The sequence below is a fragment of the Acetobacter sp. DmW_043 genome (genome assembly GCF_002153485.1).
GTDB lineage: Bacteria > Pseudomonadota > Alphaproteobacteria > Acetobacterales > Acetobacteraceae > Acetobacter > Acetobacter thailandicus.
Map to the genome: position 1 here is coordinate 40,618 of NZ_JOMN01000013.1, position 19,400 is coordinate 60,017.

The 19,400-nt window shown below is 52.3% G+C and carries 14 protein-coding genes and 1 pseudogene; 7 read left to right on the plus strand and 8 right to left on the minus strand.

The genetic code is table 11. The features are described from left to right. Window positions 1–9 precede the first annotated feature (9 nt). The 6 genes from HK11_RS04320 to HK11_RS04345 form a co-directional block, all read right to left on the minus strand. Complete coding sequence (locus HK11_RS04320) at window positions 10–669, minus strand: thioredoxin domain-containing protein (RefSeq protein WP_086554119.1); 660 nt, start codon at window positions 667–669, stop codon at window positions 10–12. A gap of 78 nt (window positions 670–747) precedes the next feature. After that, entirely contained in the window at window positions 748–1,686 is a 939-nt protein-coding gene (locus HK11_RS04325; protein ID WP_086554120.1) for a hemolysin family protein, read from the minus strand. Continuing rightward, window positions 1,683–2,180: an rRNA maturation RNase YbeY gene (gene ybeY, locus HK11_RS04330; protein ID WP_086554225.1), complete on the minus strand. Its 498-nt coding sequence runs from the start codon at window positions 2,178–2,180 to the stop codon at window positions 1,683–1,685. Before ybeY ends, HK11_RS04325 begins: the two co-directional genes overlap by 4 nt. Window positions 2,181–2,205: 25 nt before the next feature. Next, entirely contained in the window at window positions 2,206–3,303 is a 1,098-nt protein-coding gene (locus HK11_RS04335; RefSeq protein WP_086554121.1) for a PhoH family protein, read from the minus strand. After that, entirely contained in the window at window positions 3,300–4,691 is a 1,392-nt protein-coding gene (gene miaB / locus HK11_RS04340; protein WP_086554122.1) for a tRNA (N6-isopentenyl adenosine(37)-C2)-methylthiotransferase MiaB, read from the minus strand. Before miaB ends, HK11_RS04335 begins: the two co-directional genes overlap by 4 nt. 176 nt (window positions 4,692–4,867) lie before the next feature. Beyond that, on the minus strand, window positions 4,868–5,884 hold the full coding sequence (locus HK11_RS04345; RefSeq protein ID WP_233127591.1) for a 1-acyl-sn-glycerol-3-phosphate acyltransferase: 1,017 nt from the start codon (window positions 5,882–5,884) through the stop codon (window positions 4,868–4,870). Window positions 5,885–6,262: 378 nt separating this feature from the next. Between HK11_RS04345 and HK11_RS04350 the strand changes: the two genes are divergently transcribed. From HK11_RS04350 to HK11_RS12720, 6 genes and pseudogenes are all read left to right on the plus strand, one after another. Then, window positions 6,263–8,209 carry an autotransporter assembly complex family protein gene (locus HK11_RS04350; RefSeq protein ID WP_233127587.1) on the plus strand — a complete coding sequence of 649 codons (1,947 nt, stop codon included), beginning with the start codon at window positions 6,263–6,265 and terminating at the stop codon, window positions 8,207–8,209. Next, window positions 8,209–12,474, plus strand: a complete 4,266-nt coding sequence (locus HK11_RS04355) for a translocation/assembly module TamB domain-containing protein (protein ID WP_086554125.1) — start codon at window positions 8,209–8,211, stop codon at window positions 12,472–12,474. The genes HK11_RS04350 and HK11_RS04355 overlap by 1 nt, the downstream gene beginning before the upstream one ends. A gap of 297 nt (window positions 12,475–12,771) precedes the next feature. Continuing rightward, window positions 12,772–14,154: a family 2B encapsulin nanocompartment shell protein gene (locus HK11_RS04360; protein WP_086554126.1), complete on the plus strand. Its 1,383-nt coding sequence runs from the start codon at window positions 12,772–12,774 to the stop codon at window positions 14,152–14,154. After that, a complete protein-coding gene (locus HK11_RS04365; protein WP_086554127.1) occupies window positions 14,138–15,730 on the plus strand; it encodes a cysteine desulfurase in 1,593 nt (530 codons plus the stop codon). Before HK11_RS04360 ends, HK11_RS04365 begins: the two co-directional genes overlap by 17 nt. Before the next feature lies 1 nt (window position 15,731). Further along, window positions 15,732–16,145, plus strand: coding sequence for a YeeE/YedE family protein (locus tag HK11_RS04370; RefSeq protein ID WP_086554128.1), 414 nt, complete (start codon window positions 15,732–15,734; stop codon window positions 16,143–16,145). A gap of 11 nt (window positions 16,146–16,156) precedes the next feature. Further along, window positions 16,157–16,561, plus strand: a pseudogene (locus HK11_RS12720) (DUF6691 family protein). A 31-nt stretch (window positions 16,562–16,592) separates the two neighbouring features. Here HK11_RS12720 and HK11_RS04380 read toward each other — a convergent pair. Together HK11_RS04380 and xth are read right to left on the minus strand one after the other, a co-directional pair. Next, window positions 16,593–17,255: an HTH domain-containing protein gene (locus tag HK11_RS04380; RefSeq protein ID WP_233133320.1), complete on the minus strand. Its 663-nt coding sequence runs from the start codon at window positions 17,253–17,255 to the stop codon at window positions 16,593–16,595. Between the two features lie 73 nt (window positions 17,256–17,328). Further along, window positions 17,329–18,123, minus strand: coding sequence for an exodeoxyribonuclease III (gene xth / locus HK11_RS04385; RefSeq protein WP_086554226.1), 795 nt, complete (start codon window positions 18,121–18,123; stop codon window positions 17,329–17,331). Between the two features lie 126 nt (window positions 18,124–18,249). Between xth and HK11_RS04390 the strand changes: the two genes are divergently transcribed. Continuing rightward, the gene (locus tag HK11_RS04390; RefSeq protein ID WP_086554227.1) at window positions 18,250–19,320 is read left to right on the plus strand and encodes a dipeptidase; all 1,071 of its coding nucleotides are present in this window, start codon (window positions 18,250–18,252) and stop codon (window positions 19,318–19,320) included. The last annotated feature ends 80 nt before the right edge of the window (window positions 19,321–19,400 follow it).

The following is a 19,400-nucleotide window of genomic DNA, read 5'->3' on the forward strand; positions in this document are numbered from 1 at the left end:
GAGGCTATGTTAGTGTGAAGCAGCTTCACCCTGTTCAGATTCATCAAGATGTTTGACGAAATCTGCATAGGAGAGCTCGCTGGAAACAACTTCTTTCTTATTAAAGCGGAAAGAGGGGGTCGCGTTGATCTGGTATTTTGCTTCAGCATCTGACTGTTCATTCATAATAAACTGCATCAGCTGCTGATCGTTGAGAACTTTCTGGAAAGTGTCACCTGACATGCCTGCAAAAGCGGCCATTTTTTGCAGGGCATCAATAGGGCTGCTGTCTTTTACATAAGCCCAGCGATCCAGGTTGGAGAGCAGAGAGTTGACAAAAGGCTCATACCGCTCCGGGGGGAGGGAGCGTGCAACCATAGCGGCAACAGTCGCCAGCTGATCGGTTGGAAAGTCATGGAAAATATAAAAGACTTTGCCTGTGTCGATCAGATTTTTTTTAACCTCAGGCAGTGTCTCCTGTGCAAAGCCTGCACAGTGAATGCAGGTGAGAGAGAACCATTCTTCAACAACAGCTTTTGCGTTCGGGTTGCCCAGTGTGCGTGGGGTGAAGCGTGTATCTGTTCCCGCAGAGTTTGCTGCACTGCTCTGTGCCAGTGCAGCGCGGCTGGCTGCCCCGGTGAGAAGTGCTGTGGTCGTGGTGACCAGAAGAGAGCGGCGGGAAAAAAGCATGGACAATCCTTCTTCGTCAAAAATCAGGCGATGTTGTTACGTATCATATAACAACATCATGGTGTCAGCTACCTGGTTTTATGAGGCTTCCTGAGTCTTGTTATCTGTTACAGTCGTGTCAGTCTCTGGTATTTTACGTACACGAACCCGGCGGATATGTCTTGCATCTGCGTCAAGTACTCTGAAGATAAACCCGTTTTCATGAGTGAGTACTTCACCCCTGATCGGCACATGCCCTGCAAGACGAAAGACCAGACCGCCAAGGGTTTCAATTTCAGCTTCACGCTCTGAAGGGGTCAGAATAGCGCCTATTTTTTCTTCAAACTCACCAACAGGGCAGCGTGCGTCCACATCAAAGGTTCCGTCAGGCCGCTCAGTGATCATGGTCACGGCGGGCTCATCATGTTCGTCTGAGATATCGCCAACAATAGTTTCAATCAGATCTTCGATCGTCACCAGGCCGTCTATTCCGCCATATTCGTCAATAACCAGCGCCATATGTGTCTGACGCTGGCGCATTTGCAGCATCAGGTCAAGCACACGAATTTGCGGTGCAATCATAAGAGGCTGGCGCAGCAGGGCCTCAAGGTTAAAAGCTTCGCTGGTGCCGACATAAGCGATCAGATCCTTAACGTGAATCATGCCGATAATATTATCGAGCTGTTCACGGTAAACCGGCATGCGTGAGTGATTTTCACGGCGCATCATGCTCAGTGCCTCATCAAGGCTGACCGAGACCGGCATGGCTATGATGTCAGGCCGGGGCACCATGACATCATCAGCTGAAATCGTACGCAAACGCAGAATATTGGCAATTAATGCACGTTCCTGACGGTCTAGCTCGGGTTGCTCACCATCTGTTCCGTTTTTTTCTGACTCGTCAGCCGCCTGCTGTACAAGAGCAGCGATGGAGCTGCGTAACCCGGGGGAGTTTTTTCTGCGCCCCAGAAAAGAAAACAGCCCGCGCCTGGGAGGTGTCTGTGCAAAATCCTGCGCTTGCGGATCATACTCGTTCATGAACGCGGCTTCCATGGGTTGGAGATGCCAAGGCGTGAGAGAAGGAGAGATTCCCGCATTTCCATTGTACGGGCCTCTCCCGGGTGATGATGATCATAACCGGCGAGATGCAGATTGCCGTGAATAATTAAATGAGCGAGGTGATCCCCGACAGGTTTTTTAGCCCGGTGTGCTTCACGTACAACTGTTTCAAGTGCAAGAATAATGTCGCCGCCAGGAAAGCCCGGTGGCGGGTCAAATGTCAGAACATTGGTGGGGCGGTGTTTACCCCGGTGAATGCCGTTCAGGCGTTTAACGACCCGGTCGCAGGAGAGTACGACACTTCCTGGCTGATGGCCTGTGTCAGCACATTGTGCAACAGCACGCTGTATTAATGTTGTGACCCTGGGCACATGACAGTGCCAGCGTTTGTCCTCAATAAGAATTTCAGACTGGGTTTCAAACAAATGCGAAGGAAAGGCCCCAGAAAAATGAGGCTCTTCTTCAGAGGTCATGCCCGTTTCATGAGCATGACCGCTACTACCTGGCGGTTCCATTGTTCTCCTGAGTGCGCGTGCTGCGAATATTCGTTTTTTCCGCAGCTGTTTTCGTATCATAGGCTTCAACAATGCGGGCGACAAGCTTATGTCGCACAACATCTGCTGCTTCAAAACGGGTTATGCTGATGCCGGGGACATCTGATAATGTCTCAATCGCATCCCGCAGGCCGGAGGTAACGCCGGAGGGCAGGTCGATCTGTGTCAGATCTCCCGTGACGACCATGCGTGAGCCTGGCCCCAGTCGCGTCAGAAACATCTTCATTTGCGCGATAGTGGTATTTTGTGCTTCGTCGAGGATAACGAAAGCATGAGAAAGTGTACGGCCACGCATAAACGCCAGCGGAGCGACTTCAATCTCACCTGTTGCCATACGGCGCATCACCTGGTCGCCCGGCAGCATGTCATGCAGCGCATCGTAGAGAGGGCGAAGGTAAGGGTCGATCTTATCTTTCATATCACCGGGCAAAAAACCCAGGCGCTCACCGGCTTCAACAGCCGGGCGTGAAAGAATGATGCGTTCAACAGAGCCGGCCTGCAGCATGGCGACAGCCTGAGCAACAGCCAGGTAGGTTTTGCCGGTCCCGGCAGGCCCGATTCCAAACACGAGTTCTTTACGTGCAAGAGCACGCATATAGCCAGCCTGCCCGGCTGAGCGGGGTTCTATCGCACCGCGGCGTATTTTTAATGTGGGGAGGCGTGCATCCTGCGTCTGGTCAGAGGCATTGCCGGCCCCATGCTCAGAGTTTGCCGGGCGTTTTGTATCAGAGTGGAGTGTTGTCATACGTACCGCTGCCTCCAGTGTGCTGATGTCTACCATGCCGCCCGAAGACAGCCTCAGGTATAACTGCTCGAGAGCTGCACGTGCTGTAGCAGCCTCTGGTGCAGCTCCTTTGACGGATATACGGTTGCCACGGCGGGCAATATTAACGTCCAGTGTTTCTTCAAGGTGCTGCAGATGACGATCATGGTCTCCGACCAGTCTGGCCAGGAGTGTATTATCTTCGAACTGCAGCGTAAGGGTCTTTTCTGCTTCGTTCTCTGAAGTCAGCTCAGATAAGGACTGGCGTGTTGTATTCAAGCGTCAACGGTCTCCTTTACCATGATACCATTGAGTGAGTTGGTAAGGCGTTCGGTGATTGTAACAGAAACAGTCTGACCAATCAGCTCTTCTGTCCCTGTGATGTGCACAGGCTGTAACCATGGTGATCTGCCTGTGATCTGCCCGGGTTTACGGCCTTTGCCGGTCAGCAGAACAGAGATAGTCTGACCGATAAGGGACGCAGCAAAGTCATCCTGCTGCTGACGAAGCAGGGCCTGCAGAGCCTGGAGACGGGTATCCTTCACGTGCTCAGGCACCTGGAGAGGGGCGCCGGCAGCCGGTGTGCCAGGGCGCTGCGAATATTTAAACGAATAAGCCAGTGCAAAGCCAACATCACGCACAAGCTGCATTGTCTGTTCAAAATCTTCATCAGTTTCGCCTGGATGGCCGACGATAAAGTCTGATGAGAGTGCCATATCAGGACGTACATCACGAAGCTTTTTAATGATCTCGCGATATTCGTCAGCGGTATGACCACGGTTCATTGCAGTAAGAATACGGTCAGAGCCCGATTGTACCGGCAGATGCAGGAAAGGCATGAGCTCAGGCAGGTCACGGTGTGCATTAATCAGAGAAACATCCATATCGCGAGGGTGCGATGTGGCATAGCGAATGCGCGTAAGACCGGGGATTTTTGCCAGTTCATACGCCAGGTCAGCCAGCCCCCAGGTTTTACCATCGGGGCCTTCACCGTGGTAAGCGTTAACATTCTGACCCAGCAGACTGATTTCCTGCACGCCGCTTTCCACCATACGTCTGGCTTCTGCTATGACAGAGGTTACCGGCCGGCTGCTTTCAGCACCACGGGTATAAGGGACCACGCAGAAAGAGCAGAATTTGTCACATCCTTCCTGAATGGTCAGAAAAGCTGTGAGGTTGCCAGCTGTCTGCGGGGCGGCAGAATCTGGCAGAAAATCAAATTTCTGTTCTGCAGGAAAGTCAGTTTCGATGACTGCACCACCGGCGCGCGCTGCGCGCGCCACCATTTCTGGCAGGCGGTGGTAAGTCTGCGGTCCCATAACGATATCGACGTAAGGTGCACGTGACAGGATCTCCTGTCCTTCAGCCTGAGCCACGCACCCTGCAACAGCAATAACGGTCTGCTTCCCTTCTGCTTCACGGGTATTTTTGATGTTTCGCAGGCGGCCAAGTTCAGAGAACACCTTTTCAACGGCTTTCTCACGAATATGACAGGTGTTGAGAATAATCATATCTGCGTGGTCAGGCGCATCAACAGGCTCATAGCCCAGCGGGCGCAGCACATCGCTCATACGTGCACTGTCATAGACATTCATCTGGCACCCCCATGTAATAACATGCAGACCCCGACGGGTGCTGGTGCTGGTGGTGGTGGCAGATAAGGTCATGATTCTAAACACTCGTATATGCTGCGGGTCTGTCCCGTGCAGCAGAAATAAAGGACAAAGCCAGGAAATGTGGAAGTCCGGGTCATTTTCTCATATGACGCGGCGTTTTTCCAGTTCTGTGTTCTGGCTGGCTGCAAAAAAGATAATGTGCCGGAGATTTTTTGTTATGATGTGTCTTAATGGCGGCGGGTCTTCTGGCGACTTGCACTGAGACGCCGACTCATTTTGTCGAGCTTTCCTGCCAGCCCGCGAAGTGTGTCGCGGGGCAGAGACGTCGGGGCGTGCTTTGCCGGCTCGGGTGCTGCATCGGGGTTGTTTTGTCTCAGATCTGCAGCCCCCTGTGCAACGGCCTTCCATGTGGCCTGGGCAAGGGCTTTGCGGCTCGGGTAAAGCTCAGGGTCCAGAGGTTCGTGGAAAATAACGCTGGCCCGTGCCTGTTTCCATTGCGTCAGCTGCCACAGATGCGGGCCAAGCTCCATCTCCGCATACCATGCAAAGACGGGCCGTTTCAGGCGCTGTACGGGCAGGCCGTTGAGCTGATCATAGACAAGGGAAACAGGTTGTATGATAGGGGTCATGCCCGGGGCAAATGTTGCGCCGGAGAGGGGCGGTGCGCCATTCGTTTTTGCGCTGCCACGCAGCTGAGGTGGTTTGGCAATTGCAAAAAAGGTGGACATGAAAGGCAGAACCCGTGAACCGTCTGAAGATGTTCCTTCAGGGAACAGCACCATATTGTTGCCTTCGTTCAGGGAGCTGAACATTTCGTCGCTTTCACGTCCGGTAGAACTGCGGTTGCGACTGACAAAAATTGTTTCGCCAATTCTGGCAATCAGCCCCATTCCGGGCCAGCCCAGAATATCACTTTTGGCAACGAAAACTGTGGGCAACACTTTGCCAAGCACCAGTACATCAAGCCATGAAGAGTGGTTTGAGATGTAGATGACCGGCCGTTCGCCTCTTTTTCGGGCTCTCCTGCCTCCTGTTGTGCCGGCTCTGTGCCCTATGGTCCGGACGCGGATGCCGAGCAGACGGCAGAGCGTGCTGAAAATGACACGGCTCCATCTGATTTTAGCGGTGCCGGGAACCCGCAGCAGAAGCGCCCGGAAAGCAACAGAACCCGGGATCCACACAGATATGGCGACCAGACGCCTGGCGCTGCGTACACGCTGCTGAAGCACGCACAAACGTTCCACCCATCGTGGGAGAGGGGAGAGAGACCCCGGGGGCGCAGCATCTGAATAATCGGAGCTGAGCGGGCGATGAGATGAGCGAGCGCGGCGTTTAGTCACAGATGATAACCTGTCCGACAAAAGAGGAACAGAACATGATATACAGGCGGCATGACATATTTCCACACATAACGCGAACTTACACTTTTGGAAATCGTGTATGTACGCAGTAACGACGTGTTCTGATGTTCTGATGTTCTGATGAAAGGATATTCAGGGCAGAAAGCGTGTTTCGCCCTGTTTTTGTCATGCTGACAGGGTATAAGTGTGAAACGATAAAGATATTATGAGTACAAACAGGTGGAAGAGGCGGAGCGTGACAGGGCGGTCGGGAAGCAATCAGTGAGTTGGAAACAATGCTGTGTTCAGAAGTTACAGCTCCTTGCGGCGAATCGTGTTCTGGCGGGCCTCTCGTTCATGCTGTTGTACCCGGGTAATGCAGCAAGAGCAGCTGACCCTCAGCCTTATACTGTCAGTCTGACCTCTACAGGTGATGCCGGGCTGGATGCAGCTCTTAATGCATCCTCCAACCTGGTCAGTCTCGAGAATACAAATCCGGTTGGCCCGTTTGCACTGGCCGGGCGTATTCGCGGTGACTATGAGCGGCTTCAGGTTGCCCTGGAAAGTTACGGTTATTACGGCGGCAAAATTATTATCACCCTTCACCGTGCCAAAGGGTCTGATGCTCCTGAGATTGATGGTGAGTCTTCCTCAGTTGCATCGTGGATTGATACGGTTCCGGCAAAAGAAAAAATCTCAGTCAATATTTCGGCACAGAGAGGGCCGCTTTTTCATTTGGGGCGTATCAGTGTCATTGAACCCTCTTCTGGTAAGGAGCTGCATCTTACCGCAGCGCAGGAGAAGGCTTTTGATCTGCACACAGGTATGCCTGCTGTCGCCAGTCAGGTGCTGGGGGCTCAGGGGCGCTTAACCCAGCTTCTGATGGAAGAGGGGCATGCGCTGGCGACGATAGCGGCACCAAAGGCATATTTGCACCCTGAAAGCCATACTCTGGATATTGTTTATGATGTTGTGCCCGGCCCGGTTCTGAATATTGGTATGATCACCCTGAGCGGACTGAAGCATACAAATCCCTCTTTCATACGTCGTCGTCTGACTATACATCCCGGCCAGCTTTATCAGCCCGGCAAGATCGATGCCGCGCGTCAGGACCTTGTTAATCTGGGTATTTTCTCAAATGTTGCTGTCCGAGATGCCTCGCAAAAAGCGGTGGCTGGCACAATGCCGCTTGATTTTCACTTTGCTGAAGCAAAACGTCATCAGATTGGTGCTGAAGCAGGTTACTCAACAGATCTGGGTATACGCGGCGGGGTGAACTGGACACATTATAACCTGTTCGGTAATGCAGAGAGACTTAAGATTGCCGCCCTTGTTGCGGGTATCGGTGCGTCAGCTCAGCAGGGGCTGGGCTATGATTTCTATGCGGATTTTCTTAAGCCTGATTTTTTTGGTGACCGGCGTAATCTGAGTGTGCGTGTTGAAGGGCTGAAGCAGCTTTTCTGGTCTTATCGTCAGACCGCTTTGCTGGCACGCGTGGGCGTGGCGCAACAGCTTGGCAAGCACTGGAATCTTAATTATGGCGTGGCTGGCATTCAGGAGAAAGTCGAGCAGTTTGGCGTAACGCGTAACTATACAATCGCGTCTCTGCCAATATCAGCTTCGTTTGATAATACGGGTGTATCAAATCCGATTATACCGGCCACTCATGGTTTCAGGCTCAATATGGGGGCAACACCTTCTTTGTCTTTGGGGAGCAAAGGTGTAGGCACCTCGTTGTTTACCATTTTTAATGCAACAGCTTCTACCTATTTTGATCTGGCTAATTTTGGTATCAGCCAGCCGGGGCGCAGTGTGTTTGCCTTCCGGGCCACGCTGGGTACTATTCAGGGAGCCGGTACTTATGACATTCCGCCAGATCAGCGGTTATATGCCGGTGGCAGTGCGACCGTGCGAGGGTATCGCTGGCAGGGTGTCGGGCCTCAGTATGGCAGAACACGTTACGCTATAGGTGGTACATCGCTTGATGCCGGTACGATCGAGTACAGGCAGCGTGTGCTTTCAAGCTTTGGTTTTGCAGGCTTTATCGACGCTGGTCAGGTTGGCAGCAACAGCGCACCCTTTGTTGGCACAGTACGGGTAGGTACCGGCGGAGGGCTTCGTTATTACACGCCTATTGGCCCTGTGCGTCTTGATATTGGTGTGCCGCTTAACCGGCCCCCGCGCGGCAGCCGGTGGCAGCTTTATATCGGTCTGGGAGAAACATTCTGATGTCAGCGCAAGGTCATGAGGCGCGTTCAGTGCGTCGTTCGTTCCTGCGTCTCTCCGGGCGTATTGCTGCGTATGCGGGCGCAGGTATCCTGGCGCTTTTTATCTTTGTGCTGGCTGTTATTCTGATAGGGGCAAATACCGGCGCGGGGCGCCGCCTTATCATGCAGCAAACGGCTTCGCTGACAGGCAACACGGTTCTTCTCAGCGGGCTTGGGGGGCGGTTTCCTGATAACCTGCGCCTTGAAAAAATTGAGATCAAAGATGCTCAGGGTGTCTGGTTAAAGCTGACACATCTGCACCTTAACTGGTCTCCTCTGGCTCTGGTAAGTCGCACAGCAAAGGTTTACACAGCCACGGCCGATCAGCTCGATATCCCGCGACTGCCTGTTTCTGATGGCAGCACCTCAGAAAGCTCAGATACGCCATACAATCTTGGCATTAAAATAGACATACAGAGCCTGGCTCTGACGCGTATAAATGTGGGTGCGGCTCTTGCAGGGCAGGCTGCCAGTTTTGGCTTGCAGGGGCATGCCCGTTTATCATCTCTCGATGCTGTGCTGAACGGATTATCGCTTAAACATCTGCCTTCTTCAGTAATTGACCTGCATGTTAAGCGGCTTGATCAGGTCGGGCAGGTTAACCTTATGACGACAACCGATGACGGCAAACTTGCGCTGCATCTGGATGCTCACGAAGATAATGAAGGTTTTACGGCGAAGCTCCTTAAACTGCCGCAACTCACGCCGTTGTCCGTGGTAGCGGATATGAAGGGACGCACAACGGCTGAAGCGCTTACGCTTAATGTCGGGGCGGGGCCGGTTACGCTGAAAGGTGAGGGTACACTGGACCTTGTCACAAAGCGTTTTGTTTCCCTCCAGGCCGGGCTTGATGCCCCGCAGATGACCCTGCGCACTGATATTGGCTGGGGTGGTATTCATCTTGATGCGCAGCTTCAGGGTGACATGATGGCACCTGATGGTCATGCTACTCTGGAAGTGGACCGTCTGGCCGCCGCAGGAGCCGGGGCTGGCACGCTCAGGGTCGATTTTTCAGGGCAGACTGGTCATAAAGGTCAGGAAGATCTTTTGCATCTTTTACTGACAGCTCAGGGTATTCGCCTGCCAGGGCCGGCACCTTTGCTTCTTGCATCTGCGCCTTTGCGTCTTGATGCCAGCCTGCACCCGGGTGAATCTGGTAAACCGCTGGACTTTGATCTTTCTCACCCTCTGCTGCACCTGAACGGGCATGTTATGGTTGCGGCCCCGCAAAAAGGCACGCTGACACTTGCGCTGCCCGACCTGAAACCTCTGGCGCAGATTGCTAAAACTCCGCTGGAGGGGCATGCCGGGGTTGATGCAGGGTTTGCTCTGCCTGCAAGCCCGGAGGGTGACACACATATTAATGCCAAAGGCCAGCTTGCTGTTACAGGCGGGCAGGCGCAGGCAGTCGGGCTGATCGGGTCTGAAGGCACTTTTGCCCTGGATACGATTTTAAGGTCGTTCAAACAGGCCGTGTCTGACAAAACGGAGGAGAAACCTCACGTTAAAGCTGATAAGCAGAAGGTTGCGACAACGCAGGTTAAAGAGGGCACACAGGTTGATGTGCAGCATTTTTCTCTTGACGGACAGGCCCTTCACCTGACGGCTCAGGGGCTGGTGAACCTGGGGCAGGACATGAAGGTAACGGCCAGCCTTGCTCTGACTGACCTGAAAAAAATTCTGCCTTCACTGCGAGGTGCTCTTAAGCTGGACCTTAATACCGAAGGGCCGATGGATGATTTTGGGGCCGGTATTCATCTTGAGGGCACTCCAGGTACTGCTACAATGCCACCGGGGCCGGTTACACTTGATGCCCGGCTGGCACATTTACCTTCAGCTCCTGAGGGTACACTGACGGCACAGGGTTCGGTAGATAAAGCACCTCTCCTGCTTGATGCAGCATTTTCTCAGGCTGCTGACGGCGTGCGTGAGCTGCATCTTAACAAACTCTCCTGGAACAGCCTTCAGGGTAAAGGGGATCTGTCTCTGCCACAGGGTGCAGTCCTTCCACTGGGTGACCTGACATTAAAAATAGACCGCCTGGCAGATTTCAGAAATATGACCGGCCAGCAGATTACGGGTACCATTGCAGCCGGTGTGCAGACCACGCAGGAGGGGGCAGCTCCGCGAGTAGCGCTGAAGGTCAATGGCCACGTTACCATGCCGCAGGTTACGGTTGGTAATCTGTCTCTTGCCGGCTCGGTACTTGACCCTGTGCAGCACCCTGATGCTGATTTGACGTTAAAACTCTCAGGGCTGGCTGCCAGTGGTGTAACAGGGCAGGCTGCTGTGACAGCAAAAGGGCCTGAAAATGCCATGCTGATTACGGCCCTTGTGGGGCCGGCCAGCTGGTCCAAAAGCCCTCTCGCGCTTGATGTTTCGAGTGTGCTTAACCTGCCGGCAAAGCAGGTGCGTATTCAGAGATTATCAGCAACAGCAAAAGAGGAAACACTGAAGCTTCAGGCACCGGTGCAGGTTTCATTTGGTGATGAGGTCGGGGTAGACCGCCTGCGTGCGATACTTACAACACCGGGCGCAAGCCCTGCTACGATTGATGTTGCCGGGCGCGTAAAACCTAAAATTGCGATGACGGCAAATATTCAGCATCTGACACCGGCCCTCGCGCATCCCTTTATGCCTTCTTTGCATGCGCAGGGTGATATAGCCCTTTCTGCTGTTGTGAACGGAATGCCCGGTAATCTGACAGGGCGCGCTCAGCTGACAGGGCGTGACCTGCGCCTGCAGGGGAGCTCAGCCCTGGCGTCGCTTCCCGCTCTGGCAATTGATGCGAAAGCAGAAATGGCCGGCGATGGCGCGCATGTTACGCTTACAACCTCAGCGGGATCAAAATTTCAGCTTGGCCTTACAGGTACCGCACCGCTCTCATCGACTGGTTCGGTTGATATGAGGGCGAACGGAAGGCTTGATTTGTCTATCGCTAATGGTGTGCTAGGCGCACAGGGGCGTGAAGCCCGGGGCGTGATGCAGCTTGATATGCGTGTGGCCGGACGCTTACCATCACCTGTCGTGACAGGCGCAATTGATTTGCAGAAGGCTGAATTTCAGGACTTTGCACAAGGTGTACGCCTGTCTGATATAAACGGCCGTATTGTCGGTGAGAAAGACCATATTGTTATTCAGAGCCTGACCGCTAAAGCTGGCAAAGGGACAATAGGCGTTGCAGGTTCGGTTGGGGTGCTCGCTCCGGGTATGCCGGTTGATGTGCGTATTACGGCAAAGAATGCCAGTCCGGTTGCGAGCGACCTGCTTACGGCTGCGTTTAATGCTGATATTGCGATTAAAGGGCAGGCGACGACACGTATCGATGTTGACGGTAACGTTAACCTGCAAAAAGTAAATGTGAATATTCCCAGTTCACTGCCAACCTCCGTTGCACAGCTTGATGTTATTCGTCCAGGCCAGCAGGCAGCAGCACCGGCAGAGCATACGGAAGAAGCTCATGCGGTGGTGATCGGTCTTGACCTCCAGGTTATATCACCGGGTATGTTTTATGTGCGAGGTCATGGTCTTGATGCAGAGATGGCAGGTAATCTGCTGATTAAAGGTACGGCGAGCAACCCGAATATTACCGGTGGTTTTGACCTTAAGCGTGGTAACTTTGATCTGGCTGGTATTTCCCTCAATTTTACGCGCGGCCGTGTTGCATTCAATGGCAGTGGGGTGAGTCATAAGCTTGACCCCACTCTTAATTTTGAAGCTGACAGGTCGGTGCAGGGGCGTGTGGCGATGCTGAAGGTTGAAGGCTATGCCAGTGAGCCAAGAATTAGCTTTTCATCGACCCCTGAACTGCCGCAGGATCAGGTGCTTGCCTTGTTACTTTTCGGGACAGATGGTCACGCTTTGTCCTCCGCGCAGATGATTGAGCTGGGTGCGGCGCTGGCGACGCTGAGTGGTGTGACCACTTTTGACCCTATGGGCATGCTGCGTAAAACGTTAGGTCTTGATCGCCTGGCTATTGGCGGCGGTTCGGGGGTTGGTAATGGTGGTACCACCGTTGAGGCCGGAAAATATGTGATGAAGGGCGTATATGTTGGTGCCAAGCAGTCAACTTCAGGCGCAGGTACTCAGGCTCAGGTGCAGGTTGACCTTACAAAACACCTTAAGCTTAATACGACAGTTGGTACCGGCGGGAACGTAACAGGCTTTACTACCCCGGAAAATGATCCGGGCAGTAGTGTTGGTCTGTTGTGGGAGTATCGTTATTAGTTATAACTTCGCTTCACTGATGTGTGGAGCGAAGCCAATATTGCCAGCTATCGGTCTGAATATATATAATTTACTTATTTATATATCTGAAAATAAGTATTCGCCCCTTTTGTTTTATTGACATTTTGTAATAATATACTACGCTCATTTAAAGAATCCGGATTTAAAATAATCTGGTAAATAAAGGGAGCGAAAAAATTGGTTTATCCGGTTCGTCCTGAGAGTCGATGTTGCTGATTGATTAATATAAACATTCATTAATCTGACATCTATTTAAAAATGCAGGGTTTTTAGATCATGACGGAAATACATCCTGCAACCTCAGCAGGAGCTTCAGCACTTGATCGTAACCTGTCTGCCAGACAGCTTTCGACAGCACATGTTACGCAGGTTCAGAATCTCGAACGTACTCCACGCTGGCTGCATCGCCTTTTGCCGTGGGTGAATGTTGGTGGTGGCGTGTTTCGTGTTAACAGACGCCGCATTATCTCCCCGTGGTTTGCTGGCGTTGTTTTTAGCGGAACTGGCGACAGGCTTCACCCGACGTCAGAAAGCCTTGCTGTGTTTCCGGGCTTTTCAGCTCAGAAGTATGCGGAAATTGAGAAAGTTGTGCAGGCTTTTAAAACCCGTAATATTGCCGCGGGTGAAGAGTTTTCTGTTGATAATGGCAGCCTGCTGATTGTTGCCGAAGGTCAGGTGCAGCAAAAGATAAAGGCTGCGCAGGGGCGTTATATCCGGCATCTGCTGCTGGCGCCGGGGCAGAGTGGCCTTGTCAGGCATAATGAAAAATATGGTGTGCTGATTGCTGTGGGTGAGACGAAAGTCGTTACGCTTTCACCTGATACCGTTCACGAGCACCCCTGGCTGGCAGAGACATTCAGTCATTTCGGGCATGGTAATACAGGTGCATCCGGCATTAACCAGTATGGTGAGGCCGCGGTTCAGGTTCTCTCAAGCGTTGATGGTGAGCCCAGGCTGCCGACAACTTTTGTTGATTATCAGGACCGCCCGCGTGAGTATTACCTCCATTCTTTACAGACAGTCCTGCGTACGCACACACGTGTCACAGATCTTTACAGTAATGAGTTTGATCAGCTGCGTGAGCAGGTAAGGGTAGTCATAGATGTTATTCGTGAGCGCGAGGAGTGGGAGCTGCTGAATAACCCTGAATTTGGGTTGATGCGCGAAACAGCAGTTGCACAGCGTATCCCGACACGGAGTGGCCCGCCGACACCGGATGATCTGGATGAGCTGATTAGTAAGGTCTGGAAAAAGCCGGCTTTCTTCCTGGCTCACCCTAAAGCAATAGCTGCGTTTGGTCGTGAAGCCACGCGTCGCGGTGTGCCGCCACCAACAGTAACGTTATTTGGCTCACCTTTCCTTACGTGGCGTGGTATCCCGCTGGTGCCATCTGATAAAATTCCGGTTTCTGAAGCGGGTGAGACAAGCATTCTCCTGCTCCGTGTGGGTGAAGAAGAGCAGGGCGTTATCGGATTGCATAACACCGGTATTACCGGTGAAGTCGAGCCTGGTCTTTCTGTACGCTATAGCGGCACAGATCAGTATTCTGTCGCGTCACACCTGATTACACGTTACTTCTCAGCTGCTGTTCTGGTTGAAGACGCTATTGCCCGGCTCGATAACGTGTTGATTGGAAACTATTATGACTACACGACCTGATGTTGATAATGCACCGGGTCTTAAAGCGCATCAAAATCTTATAGCGCAGGCTCTGAGAGATGTGCTGAGCGAGGGGGCTGTCAAAACAGCCTCCACTGCTCATTCTTCCCCGGTTACGTCGCCTTTGCCAGTGGTTTCGGGGGCAGAGGCTTCGGTTTATGAGCCTGTGTGGTCTCGTACACCGGTTTCTGCGCCGGCTGATAATGGACTGAATAATTTTTCAGAGGAAACAGTCTCTCCGTTTTTTACCGGTCATTTTTCTGTGCCGGGAAGCTTACTTAAAAATGAACCTTTACCTGAAAATCTGCCGTATTTTCTGCGGGGGCAGCAGGCACAGGCAGCTGTCCGGGAAACAACCCTGACGCCGCATGATATCGGGCATATCAGAAACGATTTCCCGGTGCTTCATCAGTCTGTTAACGGGCATAAGCTGGTGTGGCTGGATAACGCGGCAACAACCCAGAAGCCACGCACTGTTATTGATGCAACATCGCGTTTTTACGAGCATGATAATTCAAACATCCATCGTGCGGCCCATACACTGGCTGCACGCTCGACGGATGCTTTTGAAGGAGCGCGTGAGAAGCTGCAGCGCTTTATTGGTGCGCGTGAAGCCGCAGAAATTGTTTTTGTCAGAGGGACGACAGAAGCCATAAATCTCGTTGCCCAAAGTTATGGGCATGCGAATATTGGGGCTGGTGATGAAATTTTAATCACAACAATTGAGCACCACGCCAATATTGTGTCATGGCAGCTCCTGGCAAAACAGACCGGTGCTGTTTTGCGTGTTGCTCCGGTCAATGACAGAGGTGAGCTGCTGATGGATCAGTTTGCATCGCTTCTTTCTGGTCGTACAAAAATTGTCGCGGTGACGCATGTGGCAAATGCTCTGGGCACAATTAACCCAGTTGAGCAGATTATTGCTCTTTCGCACGCTTATGGTGTGCCGGTTCTGGTCGATGCAGCACAGTCCTCGCCGCATCTGCCGTTAAATGTTGCTGCCCTGGATGCTGATTTCCTGGTGCTCTCAGGCCACAAAATTTATGGGCCGACCGGCATTGGTATTCTTTATGGCAAACGCTCTTTGTTAGAGGCGATGCCCCCATGGCAGGGGGGCGGGCATATGATACGCGACGTGACATTTGGTCATACAGAGTTTCAGGGGCTGCCTGAGAAATTTGAAGCTGGTACGCCTGATATTGCCGGTGCAGTCGGGCTGGGTGTGGCAGTTGATTATCTTGAGCAGATTGGTTTGCCTGTTATTGCTGCGCACGAACATGCCTTGCTGGAATATGCAACAGCAGAGTTTGCACGTCTGCCGGGAGTGAGAATTATCGGTACGGCTGCGGCAAAGGCCAGTGTTCTGTCCTTTGTTGTTAAGGGTTATGATGTGACAGATGTGGCAAAATATCTTGACCAGCACGGCATCGCTGCGCGTTCTGGTCATCATTGTGCGCAGCCGGCGCTCAGGCGTTTTGGTGTGGAGGCAACAGTAAGAGCATCTTTCGGGCTGTATAACAGTTTTGAAGATGTCGATGCTCTGGTCTCGACATTAAGAAAGCTCGTCAGACAGTAATATGACGTTAGCCATTCTCAGTGCGCTTGGCGGCGGTATCCTGATCGGGGGTGCCGCCGTTTTTATGAAAGCTGCGACAGGGCATATTCCCGGTGTTAGTGGCATTATGGGGCGCGCGATCATCTCGCCTCCGGCTCTCTGGTGCTGGGCTTTTCTCGCCGGTATTGTCGGTTCAGGTGTGATGGCCCGGTTTGTCTGGGGGTGGAGTGTGCCTGTTTCCTTCAGTCAGTCGGGCTGGCCGCGGCTCATGCTTTCAGGTGTGCTGGTTGGTGTGGGTACCAGGCTTGCCAGAGGGTGCACGAGTGGTCACGGGGTTTGTGGGCTGGGGAATTTGTCAGGTCGTTCTCTGATCGCTGTTTTATGTTTTATGGTGACAGCCGGCCTTGTTGTCTTTGCACGACATTACACAGGTTGAAACTAAAGCATATGAAAAGTCTGTTTGCTTTTATCAGTGGTTTGGTTTTTGGGATCGGGTTGCTGGTTTCCGGTATGGCTGATCCGGCGAATGTAATTGGATTCCTTGATGTTGCCGGCCGGTGGACACCGTTTCTGGCATACGTAATGGGAGGGGCTGTGTCTGTTACACTGCCAGGCTTCTAGTGGCTGCGTCGTCGGTCTGAGAGTGCGCTGCAATGGCCTGATCGGTGGCCGCCTGATGTCGCACTGATGGCCGGGTCTGTAATTTTTGGTTTTGGGTGGGGGCTGACAGGTGTGTGCCCAGGGCCTGCCCTGGTGCTACTGGGGCTTGGTGCCCCGCAGGCGGTGTTATTTGTGCTGAGTATTCTTGTCGGGTGGAAGGCAATACAATTATTTTCTGAGCGCAGGCAGTAGTGGCCTGCACTCAAAACGCAATATGCCTTGCTTAATTTCCGGTAATTTTTTCACGCAGGGCATCTAATTGCGCAAGCAGCCCTTCGTGCTCTACTCGAGGATCTTTGACCTGTAAAAATTCTGTAGCGTTAAAATCGTCGCCTCTTTTGCGATTTTGCGGGGGCTCCAGCCCCTCAATGAGCAATGCTTCCAGTGTCTGTATCAGCACAGAGCTGTCAAAGTCTGGCTGGTAATGGGTATTTATGCTGGCTCGTGTGTTATCGCTGTTATCTATTGTGGGGAAAAGACCAAACCAGGAAAATCGGTTCCACCGTCTTTGCAGGCGGTCCGTCGTGTGTTGAAAAAGATGAGTGCCAAGCCCCTGGTTAATGGCCCGGCCAACATAAACCACCCTAAATCCATCATACAGCAGGTAAACGCCGATTTGTTTGCAAAAATCAACAGTGAGGGATTCCTGCTTTTGGCGTCCTAAAAGCCTGGGGGTGGCTGCCCACCTTACAGAATCTCTTTCCCGGAACATGCCAAAAGCGTTGATTAACCCTGTTGTGGTAATTGTGGCACTTACTGTTCTGGCTGGTGTTGAGCCCACAGAATCTCTCAGACGATTTTCTATGATGGAATCAGTAATTTCAGTATACGACATGGCAGAGTTACTACCCTGAAGAACCTTGATGATAGCGTCACGCCATGTCATTTCAGCCACTATTTTCATCCATAATAGAAAAAACAGCGGGAAGGTAAGTTATAAAATCTGCGCTCCATATACTCTAAAGTTTCAGGTCGAGCATAACAGGTACATGATCGGAGGGGGATGACCAGTCGCGTGCGTCACGCAGCACGGTCATGTTTTCTAAAGCTGGTGTCAGGTCAGGGGTTACCCATATATGGTCGAGCCTGCGTCCGCGGTTAGATTTTTTCCAGTCCCGGTTACGATATGACCACCAAGTGTAAAGTTTTTCGTTTTCAGGCACAAAGTGGCGCAGGGCATCAGTAAAGCCGCCATTCAGCCATTTATTCAGGCGTTCTGTTTCAGGTGGGGTGTGGCTGACAACATTCTGCAGCTGTTTGTGGCTCCAGACATCATGTTCAAGTGGCGCAATATTCAGGTCGCCTGTGAGGATGCTGCGAGAGGGAGGATGTTGCGCAAACCACGCTGTTACTTCCTCAATAAACGCAAGTTTATGCGCAAATTTAGGATTTTCCGTTGTGTCAGGTATGTCACCACCGGCCGGAACATAAAAATTATGCAGGGTTACAGGCCCACCTGGTAGCTCAAGCGCGACGGCTGCATGTCGGCAGTCCTGCTGGCCATACCAATCAGGCAGGTTTTCCAGCGGTGTTAGAGGCAGACGAGAAAGAACAGCAACGCCATTGTAACTTTTCATGCCTTTGTAGTGCAGGTGTGTGTAGCCCATCTCCCGCACAGCAGAGGCGGGAAAGAGCTCGTCAGTCACCTTTGTCTCCTGCAGGCAGATGACATCAGGCGAGAAAGTGCGCGTCAGTGTCTCAATATGAGGCAGGCGCAGGCGGAGGGAGTTGATGTTCCATGTGATAAGTCGCATGTCAGAGCCATTACGCATCCTGTCAGCCAGAGCAAGTAAAATTCTTTAGTGTAAGAACCGGCTGAATGGCTCATATAAGTGTTTTGGCACTTGTTAAGCTTCTCAGCTCGCGCCATGTCATGGAGTATGACGCACTCATCGCCTTTTCAGAAGAATGAGCATAGCGTGCCGCCCGAGGCGCAGGCTGTGCATAACACGCTGTTTACTCTCGATAGTCATATCGACATTCCCTGGCCAGACCAGAATGATGCCTTTGAGAACACAGCTGCCCGCCATGCTGACCTGCCGAAGATGAAGCAGGGTGGTGTTTCGGCCGGTTGTTTTGTTGCATATATTGGCCAGGGGCCCAGGAATGCTGAGGGCCGTGCAAGGGCGCACGAGCAATGCCTGGCCATGCTTGATGTGATCAACCAGATGCAGGGCACGCATAATGGTGTAACAGCGCGTGTATGCTCAACAACCGATGAGATATCAGCAGCTTATGCTGCCGGGGCTATTGCTGTTATTCCTGCTGTTGAAAACGGCTATACGATGGGCGAAGACCCGGAGGCTTTGATACGTTTTCGGGCAAAGGGAGCCCGGTATGTAACGCTTACACATAATGGGCATAACGACCTGGCTGACTCAGCAGTGCATCGCCCCAGCCTAGGGGATAAGCCTGAAAATCATGGCGGCCTCTCTGCTCTCGGGCGCGAGGCGATCAGAGTGATGAATCGTACAGGGCTTGTGGTTGATGTTTCTCATGCGTCTAAAAAAACGATGATGCAGGCGGCCCGTGCTTCCCTTGTGCCGGTTGTTGCGACGCATTCATGCGTACGTGCTTTATGTGATCATCCACGCAATCTGGATGATGAGCAGCTTGATCTGCTGAAAGAAACCGGAGGCGTTATTCAGATTACGGCTATGCCGGCCTTTCTGAAACCTAAAGAGGGAGAAGCCCGTCATTCAGCAGGGGTCTCTGACTTTGTGGATCATATAGATTATGTCGTAAAACGGCTTGGCCCTGAATATGTTGGCATTTCATCAGACTTTGATGGCGGCGGAGCTATTGACGGGTGGAGTAACGCTGCTCAGAGCGCGACGCTGACGGCAGAGCTGCTCAGACGCGGGTACGATCACAGTGAGCTTGCGGCTTTCTGGGGTGGGAATTTTTTACGTGTTCTGAAGAATGCTGAAGAAGTCGCTTCTCAGGTTTAAATATCAGAAAGAATGTGCAGGGCTATAATTTTTATTTTATTTGTCCACATTGCCTCTTGACATAGGTTTTATCAGGTAAT